General features: G+C 41.5%; 12 protein-coding genes and 1 pseudogene. 8 read left to right on the forward strand and 5 right to left on the reverse strand.

Going from position 1 to position 12990, the window contains the following annotated elements; genetic code table 11:
* Positions 1-238: 238 nt before the first annotated feature.
* Positions 239-502, forward strand: coding sequence for a YrhK family protein (locus L8S15_RS03670; RefSeq protein ID WP_010431397.1), 264 nt, complete (start codon positions 239-241; stop codon positions 500-502).
* A gap of 424 nt (positions 503-926) precedes the next feature.
* Here L8S15_RS03670 and L8S15_RS03675 read toward each other — a convergent pair whose 3' ends face one another.
* Positions 927-3020 carry a TonB-dependent siderophore receptor gene (locus tag L8S15_RS03675; RefSeq protein ID WP_016793203.1) on the reverse strand — a complete coding sequence of 698 codons (2094 nt, stop codon included), beginning with the start codon at positions 3018-3020 and terminating at the stop codon, positions 927-929.
* Between the two features lie 717 nt (positions 3021-3737).
* Between L8S15_RS03675 and rpiB the strand changes: the two genes are divergently transcribed.
* From rpiB to L8S15_RS03690, 3 genes are all read left to right on the forward strand, one after another.
* Entirely contained in the window at positions 3738-4199 is a 462-nt protein-coding gene (gene rpiB, locus L8S15_RS03680; protein WP_010431394.1) for a ribose 5-phosphate isomerase B, read from the forward strand.
* Between the two features lie 355 nt (positions 4200-4554).
* The gene (locus tag L8S15_RS03685) at positions 4555-5418 is read left to right on the forward strand and encodes a DMT family transporter (protein ID WP_016784300.1); all 864 of its coding nucleotides are present in this window, start codon (positions 4555-4557) and stop codon (positions 5416-5418) included.
* Entirely contained in the window at positions 5412-5936 is a 525-nt protein-coding gene (locus tag L8S15_RS03690; RefSeq protein WP_010431390.1) for a MerR family transcriptional regulator, read from the forward strand. Before L8S15_RS03685 ends, L8S15_RS03690 begins: the two co-directional genes overlap by 7 nt.
* Positions 5937-6032: 96 nt before the next feature.
* Here the strand turns inward: L8S15_RS03690 and L8S15_RS03695 are convergent, their stop codons facing one another.
* From L8S15_RS03695 to kdgR, 4 genes are all read right to left on the reverse strand, one after another.
* Positions 6033-6818, reverse strand: a complete 786-nt coding sequence (locus tag L8S15_RS03695; protein ID WP_016767874.1) for a phytanoyl-CoA dioxygenase family protein — start codon at positions 6816-6818, stop codon at positions 6033-6035.
* A gap of 128 nt (positions 6819-6946) precedes the next feature.
* Positions 6947-7828, reverse strand: a complete 882-nt coding sequence (locus tag L8S15_RS03700; protein WP_010431385.1) for a DMT family transporter — start codon at positions 7826-7828, stop codon at positions 6947-6949.
* 123 nt (positions 7829-7951) lie between these two features.
* Positions 7952-9283, reverse strand: a complete 1332-nt coding sequence (locus L8S15_RS03705) for an MFS transporter (RefSeq protein ID WP_032544939.1) — start codon at positions 9281-9283, stop codon at positions 7952-7954.
* 291 nt (positions 9284-9574) lie between these two features.
* Positions 9575-10360 carry a DNA-binding transcriptional regulator KdgR gene (kdgR, locus tag L8S15_RS03710; RefSeq protein WP_010431377.1) on the reverse strand — a complete coding sequence of 262 codons (786 nt, stop codon included), beginning with the start codon at positions 10358-10360 and terminating at the stop codon, positions 9575-9577.
* Positions 10361-10606: 246 nt separating this feature from the next.
* On the opposite strand from kdgR, the gene kduD reads away from it, so the two are divergent.
* The 4 genes and pseudogenes from kduD (at position 10607) to L8S15_RS03730 (ending at position 12957) form a co-directional block, all read left to right on the forward strand.
* Positions 10607-11368, forward strand: coding sequence for a 2-dehydro-3-deoxy-D-gluconate 5-dehydrogenase KduD (kduD, locus tag L8S15_RS03715; RefSeq protein WP_010431375.1), 762 nt, complete (start codon positions 10607-10609; stop codon positions 11366-11368).
* Positions 11369-11386: 18 nt separating this feature from the next.
* Positions 11387-11918: pseudogene (locus L8S15_RS03720) on the forward strand (YgjV family protein).
* Between the two features lie 7 nt (positions 11919-11925).
* The gene (locus L8S15_RS03725) at positions 11926-12246 is read left to right on the forward strand and encodes a cupin domain-containing protein (protein ID WP_016784295.1); all 321 of its coding nucleotides are present in this window, start codon (positions 11926-11928) and stop codon (positions 12244-12246) included.
* A 72-nt stretch (positions 12247-12318) separates the two neighbouring features.
* Positions 12319-12957 (forward strand): RpiB/LacA/LacB family sugar-phosphate isomerase, encoded by a 639-nt coding sequence (locus L8S15_RS03730; protein WP_016789899.1) that lies wholly within the window; start codon positions 12319-12321, stop codon positions 12955-12957.
* Positions 12958-12990 lie beyond the last annotated feature (33 nt).

The following is a 12990-nucleotide window of genomic DNA, read 5'->3' on the forward strand; positions in this document are numbered from 1 at the left end:
ATTACGCCTGGTTTACACTCTGTAATTGTTTATGTAGGCTCTAAAGAGAAGCGTTTATATCGGGTACTACTTGGAAAGGTGAGTGTGTTATTAATGTCGGTAATCTACCGATAATTGATACTCTCTGAATAACTTCCAACACTTGATGGCTTCAATGAAAGTCTTGATAGGGCAATTAACATATTGATGAGCTAATAGCCCTTTGTATCTTTAACTGTAGTTCGATTTAGGAGAGTTTGTGAATCAAGGTGTAGAGTTGGATGTAGATATTGGTAAAAAACATATAGTGATTCAGCGTCGTTATGAGGCTTTAGGAGCATTCAATGATTTATTAATTGCAGTTTGGTTTTTGGTTGGTAGCTTCTTCTTTTTAAATGAGTCTCTGATTGAAAGTGGTACTTGGTTATTTATAGTAGGTAGTGCGCAGCTAATCATCAAACCATCAATTAAGCTAATGAGCTTAGTTCATGTTAGTCGAGTGTCCAAAGCATTGACACAATAGCTATTGTTATGCACCAAGGTTACTGACAAAACCAATTAATAGACTAGATCTAAACTCTTCTACAAATAAAATTGTTCTTCATCGTTTCTTTGTTTTATATCGACTTACGAAAGTCGCTCTGCCAATTCGTTTTAAGAGATATTCTGGGTAGGTATCTGATAGATGGAGTTAAATACTGGCTTCTGATTGCCTCTAGGTGTCGCAGGGGAAAGGAGCACTTAAATCTAGGCAAGTTCTTCCTTGGTAAGAAGCCTAAAAGTAAGGTCGGTGTTAAATGAATCCTGATATTATAGCTAAAGCTATAAGCTGAAAGGTAAAAACCAATCAGCTTATAACTTAACCTAAAATCAGAAAAGCCATCGCGAACATCACACCTATTGAAAAACGGTTTTGGTTGCAATGGCTTAAGCTGAGAGCCAGCTAATTAATATTCAAATTGGATGCTAGCCATATAATTTCGACCCTCACCAATATCAACATCCTCACCACCTAATTGAGTGCTTCTTGTATTGCCGCCTCCATCTAGATAATCAGTATCAAATAGATTTTCAATATTGAAGCGAGCTACGATGTTGAGGTCGTTGTACTTCTGAGTGTAAGAGATACCGGTATCAATACGCGTATATGCATCTTTCTTGAAAGTGTTACCTGAGTCACCGTAGCGGCTTCCGACATGGACAACGCCTAGATTTAGATTGGTGTCATCTCTAAGTTTGTAATTTGACCATATTGACGCTGAAAACTCAGGTGTATTCGCTGGTACATTACCCTCGTAAGAAGCGCTGTTTGTTATCTCTGCATCAAGATATGTAGCAGATCCTGAAAGACTTAACTTACTACTAACGAGCCCCTGTGCTGCGAATTCAGCTCCTCGATGAACCTGTTCGCCATCTTGAGTCAAAATATCTTCATCTGCATTATCTGGGTTTTCAACGCTTAGTTGAATGTTCGATAAAGTTGTCTCAAACAAAGCCCCAGTCAAAAATAAGCGACGATCAAATAGCTCCCATTTGGTTCCGACTTCATAAGATTTACCTAATTCAGCGTCGAGTTTTTCACCTTCGTTTATATAAGATGTACCCACTTCACCTTGTGGAATGAAACTTTCTGAGTACTGGACATAAATAGAGCTATTATCTGAAGGGTGGTAAATAATCCCTGCTTTTGGTGAAACTTGGCTTTCAGTAATATCATCATGTTTCTCGTCATAACGAACACCCACTAGAAGATGCCATTGATCATTGAATTTTGTTAAGTTTTGGATGTAAGTACCCCAAAGATCGTAAGAAGACGCTCTTATGCTAGTATTCAACGATTCAGGGAAGTCGACAGACTCTCCAACACTTGCACTAACTACATCACCTGTATGATTTATACGGTCGAAAGAATACCTCAAGTAGTTCGCACCAATTAATAGAGTATTCTCAGTTCCAACTAAATCGAAGTTGTGGGTAAGATCAACATAAGCGGTATCATGGTTCCACTCGTCATACTGTTCACCGGGGGTCAGAGTGACAGTCCCATTTTCTTCATAGTTGCTAAAGTTAGTCCATGTGTAACGATAATCACGTTCATATCTTTGGGCGTTGTATCCCGTCTTTATGTTGGTGTCATAACTTGGTGATAGGAGAAGGTCAAAACCGTAGTTTTGAACTTTAATATCAGTATTAGCCCAATCAGCGTCCCAAATATATTTGCTGCCTGCAACTGGCTTACCATCCACAATGTAAGAGCCAGTATCAACATCACCGTCATAATCAAAATAGTCATAATGCAGAGATAACATCGCTTTTTCATTGATGTCATAATCAACCATTAGTGCACCGATCATGCGTTCTGTTTGAGGGTTGCTTCCATCAGCATATTCGCGCCAAGAGCTGTAGCTATCCTTTACTAGGATAGTTCTTGCGCGCAAAGATTGATCTTCGTTAAGTGAGCCACTGAGATCTATCATAGTTTTAGATTTATCGTTAGAGCCAATGTCTTGGCGCAAAATGAGTTGCGTCTCAGACGTTGGCTTTTTTGTCACCATGTTAATTAGACCGCCAGGCTCTGATTGACCATAAAGTAAACTTGATGGACCTTTTAACACCTCGACTCGTTCTAGTAGCTCGGTCGGTTGTGGGTAATACGACCAGAGTTGATGACCATCTCTCATGATCCCGCTACCACTACCAACATCAAAACCACGCATGGTAAAGTATTCAATGTTGTGCCCTTTGGTATTCCCTGTTGTTACACTTGACTCATACTCTAAAACTTCTCCAAGACTACTTGCCCCTTGCTCTTCGAACATTGAACTGTCTATGACCGTAATTTGCCCCGGAGTTTCTAATTGAGTCATCTCCATACGCATAGCGGTGTTGTTGGTATCATTCTTATAATGAGCAAACTCGCTACCCACAATTGTCATTGTTTCAGCTGGCACCATTGGCTCTTCAGTCGTATGACTTTCTGCAAATGCTTGATTCGCTAATACTGCACTGATTAGTAGCGATACCTTTGTTTTGAAAAACACTGTACTTTTAACTCCTATTTATTATTTTTTATCATCGTTAGATTTTTTCTTCGCGTAACCAGTTTCGCCAATACCAAAGATTGACCGTATTGGCTTCCATAGACCCTGTCGTTGTTTAAGCGATGGAAGAAACAAATTATCCGTAACCTGAACCGCGCTCATTCTTTGATGACGTCTAACGAGTCGTTTATTCCTCCGCAAGGTAAATGACAATGATTTACATTTGCATTGAATTTACATTATTTACATTTTCTTACACTTTCTGTGTTTAAATCACAGCTCTCTGGTTGGTGTAAATTTGTCCAAAAAGACATAACAACTAATCAATAGGAAAAGGAACACGTTATTAATGCCGCATGGTTTAGAGGTAAACTAAGTAAGCAAAGGAACCGGAGACAGTAAAAAATGTCGTCGCCTAACGCTCCCAATCATGTTGATGGGCAGTTTGTAATAGCTCAATGAATTGGCTACTTGATTGGAGATTTGTAATACTTGAAACTATCCGTGAGATGCTAATTTAGTCCACTCATTGATACGTTGCTGTGCAGAAGAGAGGAGGGGGAACATCGTAACGCAGAAATATTCCGTTCTTTGTTTCGGCTGATTCAATATATGCTTCACTCTGGCATCATTTGGTATATTTTTTCATCGAGCTATGTGGCTAAATTTAATTGTCCACTACATTTATATAAAACCTATGAGGTAGAAAGTAATTGTATGAAAGTTGCAATAGGTAATGACCACGCTGGACTTGAATTAAAGCAGAAGCTTGTCACTCATATTGAAAATAAAGGCCATACCGTTATTGATATGGGTACAGGAAATAAGGAACGTACACATTCAGCGCTCTATGCAGATAAAGTAACCAAATTGGTTAAACTTAAACGCGTAGATATGGGCATATTAATCTGTGGGACAGGTGTAGGAATGAATATTTGTGCTAACAAAGTTAATGGTATAAGAGCTGTGATGGGCTTTGAATCCCATACTGTTGAGCAGGCTAGGCGACATAATGATACTAATGTACTTACTTTGGGAGCCTTGACTATTGAACCGACACTAGCAATAAAACTAGTTGATATTTGGCTGGAAACTGAGTTTGACGATAGTGAAACTAGGCGTTATAGGTTGCATTTAATCGAAAAAATTGAAATCGATCAAAATGAGAGTGACATATAAGAGCTAAGGCTGATAGACAACGGTTTCTAAAGGCCCTGCATAAAATAACGCAAACTACCTCTGTCACTTTGAGTAAGCAATTTGAAAAACAGGACGAGCTATTATTTTGTCCAAAACCTTGTCACTTTAAATCTTAACCAACGTCAATTTTTAACTCAGAATTACCCTTTTTCATGTTTCAAAGAGACTACTTTTATCCGTTAACAACTCATATCACTTGACCTGTCTACAGGTAACGACTTTAGAATGATTAGCCTTATACTTATCATGACTAAAGAGGCACATTTCGTTGTACCAATTACGAGACTTACAGCAATCAAAGATACTTCAGCTCTTTAACCACCTTTCATCGACAATGAAAGGGATCACTCTTGCCCTTATATCTACAGCACTGTTTACTATAGTTGGGGTATTTGTTCGACAACTCAGTACAGACTATGACACATTTCAGATCCTGTTCTTTCGCCAGCTCATCTTTATGCTCTTGCTCCTGCCTGCGATCAGAAAAAATATTGGTGTGCTGCTTAAGCCCAACAAAATATCGCTTCACCTACTAAGAATACTAGGCGCTTTTACCGCTCTATATTTTGGCTTTATTTCAGTGAGCAACATTCCATTTTCTGACGCAACAGCACTCGGTTTTCTGCAGGTACTTTTTGTGGCTCTAATCGCTCATTTCGTATTGGTAGAGCAGATCACCAGCAGTCGAATTTTCACGATTGTGGTTGGATTTATCGGGGTAATGACGGTTGTTCGACCGACCTTTGCAAGCCATAACCTTTATGTTTTATCTGGCGTGATTGCCGCACTAGGCGCGTCGGTAGCGGTAGTGTGTGTTAGGAAAGTGGCACAGAGCGAACCAAAGATAACATTGATGGCATACCAAGCTCTGGCAATTGGTTTGATGACATTAATACCAACCCTTTACTTATGGCGCACACCAACAGTCGAAGACTTTATGCTACTGCTGTTAGTTGGCATCATCTCTTCGTTTGCTCAGTATGTTGGTATCTCTGCATATAAATGGGTGCAAGCCAACATCATTGCCAATGTTGAGTATGTAAAGATTATCTATTCACTTATTATTGGCTTAGTTGTCTTTTCTGAAATTCCTGATTTATGGTCAATGATTGGCGCACTGATTATTCTTATCAGTGCATTGATTCCATTGATTTGGTCTCACTATCAAACAACCAAAGAGGATAGCCCTAAGTGTTGAGCATCAAACAATTTTGTGAGCAACTTGAGGTATGTCGAACAACGGTTCTCTACTACGAGCGAAAGGGGCTAATTACTCCCGCAGCTAGAGCATCTAACGGTTATCGCCAATATGGAGAGCGAGAACTTGATAGGTTTAGATCAATACTTGCCTATCGCTCTTATGGTATTCCCGTCAGTGAGATTGAGAGCCTGCTACAGCAATCTCAGGATGAAGACCGAGATGTGGTACTAAGACAACAGTTTGCTGCCCTCGATCTAGAAATTCAAAAATTGCGCCAGCAGCAACAGTCCATAATGGCGTTACTCAAAGACCCTGAACTTCTTAATCAAGGCCTACTCACCAAAGAGCGTTGGACAGAAATACTTAAAGAATCAGGAATGGATGAACAGGGTATGATCAATTGGCACAAACGCTTTGAGCAGATGGAGCCGCTAGGACATCTCAAATTCCTGCAATCTTTAAATATCGATGAAGATGAAATTGCGCAGATAAGGGCGTGGTCTCGCCAATCATAAATCAGCGATCTGGGATTAGATATTTCAACTCTAAGCCGTAATATGTGCGATATTCTCTACTCTAGTTTGTTAAAAATTCGCGATGTTAATTGATTGCTAGCACAGCATCGATTTTAACTGTAGCGTGTTCATAAACAATCTAGGATCGTTAAACTTGTTCAACATTGATGGAGTTGGCAAGCAATCGTCATCGACGTAGTCTACATAATCGGCCGCAGAATCAAAGATCAATATATCCAAAGCCAACCGATCCAGCCCGTATCGGCCTCGATGGATCATATCCGCCGAAAATACCAACAAGTCGCCTGCAGCTAACGGTATTTGCTTCCCGCCAGAGATGTCATCACTGCTCTCTTTACCATTCACTTCTTGGCGAACATTGTATTCCTCTTCATTGTCCCATCGCTTGTGTGTTCCGGGGATGAGCTCCATTCCGGGTTCATCAAATAAGGGGACGCGTAGGTGTAATACTTGCGTTTCTAGTATTACTCTCATCTGGTCATCAATGTCATAATCGTATTGACAGTCACGATGCCAAAAGTCTTTCTGCTCCGGGTTTACAGGGTTGAAGAATAGTTGCGTGTTCATGAATGCAGGGTTGTTCGGAATTACCGCATCAACGACATCCATGACTTTTTTTGAGCTAATGAAATCAAAGAGTGCAGTTCTATCATCAGTAGGTAAATATTGGCTTCCCGTAATTAGAGACGAGTTAAACGCTTCTTCTTGATAGAACTCTTCGTTGTCGGCCTTCCACGATTCATGGAATTTAAGTACGACTTTTCTAAGCGATGCAATTTGAGCTTCATCGAAATAATTTCTGAGAACAAAGTAACCCTGCTCGTCGTATTGGTTACTTAATTGTTGGTTGTTTTCTAACACTGACTACCTTCGTGCTATCTATACCGTGAATGTGCACGGATTTCTCGAGCGCATAATGCCAGACTGTAGTGATTCAACCAAGTAAGGAATGAGGGAATGATTAAACACCACGGTATGACGTAGTTCAACTACTGCCACATTACCAACACAGCTGCGATAGAAAGTAAGATCAGCGCAAGAATGTCTTTGCGAGCAATACTTTGCCCCAACCAGAAGTAAGAGATCAATACCATAAAGACTACTTCGATTTGCCCTAATGTTTTTACATAAGGCACGGCTTGAAGTGACATCGCGCTAAACCAGCCAAGAGAACCAATTACACTTGCTAGGCTTGTCATTACCACCAGTTTCGACTTGGTAAAGATCTGGCGCAATGTGTCGCGTTCTCTGAAAAAAAGATACGTACAGATAATCACTGTCTGAAGGGAAATGACGAGAAACAGCACCCATGCGGCGCTATGAGGGAAGGGCAGGCCAATACTCAAGCTAGCTTCACGTACCCAAAGAGACGTTAAAGCAAAGGCTGTGCTGCAAGCCATACCTAAGAGAAAGACTTTGGGAGAGAGGCTTCGCCAACCGGAAGAGCTGCTCATTATTAGCACGCCTAACGTGCCAATAAGTACTCCTATCCAACCTGTCACCGTTAACGCGGTACCAAAGAACAACACAGAAAGCACTGCCGAAACGGGAGCCTCACACTTAGCGAGTCCGGCTCCAATCGCGTAGTTTTCGAGTTTAAATAGCATCACCATTAAACCGGTCGCGAGGATCTGCATAATGGCTGCTGCAACGATAAAAAAGCCAAACTTGCCGGAAAAACTAGGAACAGCGACTGGCTGCCATTGATAGAGCGCGCATAGGTAAATAAGTGCAATAGGGCCAGCCCAAATAAAGCGAGCCAGCGTCACTCCCGCCACACTCATTGTGCCACTTAATTTGCTTTGAAATGCATTACGCCAAGATTGGCTGAAGGCAGCAAGAAGAGTAAAAGCTATCCAACTAAAAGACATGACGCTTCCATGTGTTATATAAATTAATGATTATACTAACAAACCATACCAATATAAGAAGCGACTTAGTCTTGTTATAGCCAGAGGTGAAGCTTTAATTTCGACAAAATACAGCTAACCCCTTCAAAAAATGGGTCCTTTTTTGTTTTTGAAATAGAACAGTACGCTGATCGAAACGAACAATAAGGTGAAGTAATAGAAGAACGAAGACAGTGAAGCTAAGAAGTCGAGGTTTTGTTCTATCTCTTGTGCGGTGTAGCTCTGAGACACCAATTTATAGTAGTAGGCATACAAAATACCGATCAAGCCATACCCAAGGTTAAACATCAGGCCTTTGAAACTGAGAACGGTCGCTCGGTTGTGTGATTCCGTCTTTTTGTTCAGATGGTAGCTAATGAATATGTTCATCGTCATGATGATAAAGATCAGTACCAACGCGGGAATTACGCCATAAATCGACCAACCTAAACTGATCCAATAGTAGGTCGCCATGCTTGCTAACCCCATGAACACAATAAAGGTTTTGGGCTCGATGCTTTCTGCCAATCTTCGGCTTTGCCCTGCCAATATAATCTTAAGCAAGCTGATACCCGCGCCAATAAAACCAAAGTAGATAATTGGAATATCAATGGCCAGATAGTATTGGCTGTTCATGGTTAGGAACATTCGCGAGGTGTGTTCGAATAGGCTGTAGTAGAGCAAGATGAACAGCACGTAAGGCGTAGCAAATACCCATTTACCTGCATCGATCGTTAACTTGAGGCTTGCGATGGTGGTTGCTAATTTGGTTTGGTCGCTTGGCATCACCTTTTTCTCTTCGCGCATATTAATCGCGGCATAGATGGCGATCGTCGCAACAAATAAGGTGGCGAACACGGGAATACGCATCAGGTCTTTAGTGCTTTCTGGCTCCGCTAGTCCAAAGAAATGAAAGATGTTCGCCATAAAGTTCACATCGTACATCGCCGCACCAATTAGAGTGACAAAGATACCGACAGTTGAGGCGACACGAAGCTGGATTTGCAGCACTCGGGGCCACAACTCTTCATTGCCTTGTTCTTTTAAGGTGTCGTAAGCTAATGCCTCGTCGGCGCCGCTCGCCAGTGCCATCGCTAAGCCACTGAGAATCCGATTAATTAGAAAGACAATGAACACCAAGTTAGGGTTTCCGGTTGGCACTAAGGCGATCATCGCGATCTCAACAAACATCACAATCGAAGATAGCACCACCAGTTTCTTACGGCCTAAGGTATCGGCGAATGCGCCCGACGGTACTTCAGCAAGCACAATGGTGGCTGCCCAGACTACGTTTAGCATGGCAAACTGAGACAGGGTTAAGCCGTAATCTAAATAGAGTAGGGTGAAAATAGGGTAATAAAAACGCGCAAAGTAGCTACTTCGAAACATTAAGAAGTAGCGGACATTGGGAGTTTTAAGGATCTCTGTGAGCGTCATGATATTTTCAGTCATTTAGATAACACATCATTATGTATAACCCTTTTACTCTTTTAAATCATGGGATTGTTTCTAAATCCCTAGAATATCTGGTTTAGGGGATCTTTGAGAACATCGTTCATGGTGGGTTATAGGTTTGCAGGTCTTCGTGCGATCTGATGACGGTGGAAGCTATTTATCTGATCTATAAGTCTTTCTATTTACACATAGCATGGCTTGTCATGATTCTTGGGCTGGTAATCGATGGGACAACGCGTAATAAAAAGGCAGCAATAATTGCTGCCTTTTTTATTATTTGATTGGGTAATCATTAAACCCTAATTGCTTGGATATATTTCTGCCTGCGTTGTGCAGTAACTCCACATAGTGAGCTTTTTTCTCTTCATCAAATCGAATAGTAGGAAATGAAATTGAGACACCGGCAATTACGGTACCAAAGCGGTCGTAAACTGGAGCTGCGATACAACGTAAGCCTGGCTCTTGTTCTTCATTATCTTCGCCAAAGTGCTGTAGCTTAACCGCTTTAAGTTCATCGACAAGTTGGTCGACATTTTCAAGGGTATTTTTTGTACTTTTCACAAATTCGGCGTCTGCCAACTGAGTGCGAACGAATTCTTCGTCACGTTCTGCCAATAATACTTTACCAATCGCAGTCGTATGCAGAGGATTTCTTCGACCAACGCGTGAGTGCATGCGTAGGGCGAAGCTAGAATCGATTTTGTGTATGTAGATGATAGAGCCATGGTCCAACGCACCTAAGTGAATGGTTTCATTGGTCTCTTCTGAAATCACACGCATCTCTTTCTCGGCGATTGTGATCATATCAACCCATTCGAGTGACTTTGAGCCAAGCTCAAACATCTTTAATGTAAGTGAGTATCTGTCAGCTTCGCCTTGTTGAGATACATAGCCAAGCATTTTCATGGTTTGTAGAAAGCGGTAGGTAGTGGCCTTAGACATCATTAGACGTTGTGAAAGGTCTGATACGCCTATTTCCTTCTGTTCCCCCAGAGATTCAAGAATATTAAAAACTTTTAATACCGATGAAACGGCTTCTGGCTGGGTGGACTTCTCCATTTTTCTTCCTTTGAGCTATCTAATATCAAGACAAAATACCATTTTTCGTAATTTCTAAAAAGCCTTTTCAAAAAAATAAAAAAAGATAACGATCAACTTCAAACTTTTAGGATAAGTAGAAATTATTTTTGAAATGTCGTTTCAAAAATAATTGTCAGCAATGATTTTATGTTTTATTGTATGACTAAATCGAGTGGGCGACATTACAGAAATGCCACAACACTAAACGTAATTGAGGAAGCAAACATGATGTTAGAGTCATTCAATCTGGAAGGTAAAGTAGCGATAGTGACGGGTTGTGATACTGGCCTTGGTCAAGGTATGGCAATTGGTCTGGCTGAAGCTGGATGTAAAGTGGTGGGCGTTAATCGTGTTGAGCCAGTAGATACCATTGAAAAAATGAATAAAGCGGGTCATACGTTTTTAGACGTACGTGCCGACCTTCTAAAGCAAGAAGAGATTCCTGGAATTATAGATAAAGCGCTGACTGAATTTGGTCGCATCGACATCCTTGTTAATAATGCCGGCATCATTCGTCGAGAAGATGCGATTGAGTTTTCTGAGCAAAACTGGGATGACGTAATGAACATCAATACTAAGACTGTTTTCTTTATGTCTCAGTCGGTTGCGAAGCAGTTTAAAGCGCAAGGTACTGGCGGCAAGATCATCAATATCGCATCAATGCTCTCTTTCCAAGGTGGTATTCGTGTTCCTTCGTATACAGCGTCTAAGAGTGCTGTAATGGGTATCACCCGCGCGATGGCGAACGAATGGGCGAGCGATAACATTAATGTCAATGCGATTGCACCTGGATATATGGCAACCAACAATACTCAAGCACTGCGTGAAGATGCTGATCGTAACCAAGCTATTCTTGAGCGCATTCCTGCTGATCGCTGGGGTACACCTAAAGATGTCGCTGGCCCATGTGTGTTCTTAGCATCATCTGCATCGGATTATATTAATGGTTATACCATTGCTGTCGATGGTGGATGGTTAGCACGCTAACGATTTTTGTAATATAAGATGGTTAACGAGATCGTTGCACAAGCTGTAGGGCTACTAAGTTTCCTTCTGGGCCTTTCGACCTTTTACCAGAAGGACGACAAAAAGCTCAAAGTGGTCATGTTGATGTTGAACGTTAACCATCTTATCCACTTTTTATTATTGGGTTCTATTACATCGGCAATCGGTGCTTTGATTTCAGCACTCAGCACTCAGGACTTGCACTGCTATGTACACAAAATCGCTGTGGGCTGCAGGGTTCTTTATTGCCCTCGCAGTTGGTAGCGGAATCGGTTTTGCTCAGTATTGGTATCAACTTCTGCCTTTAGCCGGAACGATTATTGGAACGTACTCAATATTTAGATTGAATGGTATTGCACTAAGAGTCGGCTTTTTATTGGGAGCTGCATGCTGGCTAACTAATAATCTGATTATTGGTTCAATTGGTGGCTCGCTGATGGAAATATCAGTGATAGGGATTAACCTCGTTACTATTTTTCGTCTATACCAAGATAACGCCAAGTGCAAAATTACGCCGCAACAACAGGAATAAAAACGACATGTTTGTGTATAACGAAGACGTGAAAATGGAAGATCTTGGCGCGGGAGTTTCCCGCAAGGTGCTTGCTCATAGCGAGAACGTGATGGCTGTAGAAGTTCATTTCGAAACAGGCGCAGTTGGTGCGTTGCATACCCATCCTCATGAGCAGCTCACATACGTTTTGTCGGGATCCTTTGAGTTCACGATTGGCGATGTAACGAAAGTGGTGCGCGCAGGCGACACTATGTACAAAGAGCCGGGTATCGAACATGGCTGTGTTTGCCTAGAAGCCGGCGTATTAATTGATAACTTTACGCCAATGCGTAAAGACTTTGTTTAAGCTCTAAATTTTTTAGAGCGAACACTTGAGCACTAATTTTTAAATTTGCAGTAATGCTGCGGGAGAAAGTAAATGAAAATCGCATTAATGATGGAAAACAGTCAAGCAGGCAAAAATGCAATGGTATCAGCTGAACTAGAGTCAGTTGCTGGTGGTTTTGGTCACGATGTTTTCAACCTAGGAATGACAGATGAGAACGATCACCACTTAACGTATATTCATCTAGGTATTATGGCGAGCATTCTGATTAACTCAAAGGCTGTTGACTTTGTTGTGACAGGATGTGGCACTGGTCAAGGTGCTTTGATGTCGCTGAACTTACATCCAGGCGTGGTTTGTGGTTACTGTTTAGAACCTTCTGATGCGTTCTTGTTCAACCAAATCAACAACGGCAACGCTATCGCGCTCGCTTTTGCGAAAGGTTTTGGTTGGGCTGGTGAACTGAACGTTCGTTACATCTTTGAAAAAGCTTTCACAGGTGAGCGTGGTCAAGGTTACCCGTTAGAGCGAGCAGAGCCACAACAACGCAATGCCGCGCTTCTTAATGAGGTAAAAGCAGCGGTAGTGAAGGATAATTTTATTGATTCACTGCGCGCTATCGATCAAGATCTAGTGAAGACTGCTGTGGGTAGCCCTCGTTTCCAACAGTGTTTCTTTGATAATTGCCAAAACCAAGCAATTGCTGATTATGTCCGTTCGCTTTTGGACTAATTGAAACGCTTGATTTCAGAGAGCCAGCCCAAT

Source organism: Vibrio sp. S/42/10 (assembly GCF_029890535.1).
GTDB lineage: Bacteria > Pseudomonadota > Gammaproteobacteria > Enterobacterales > Vibrionaceae > Vibrio > Vibrio cyclitrophicus.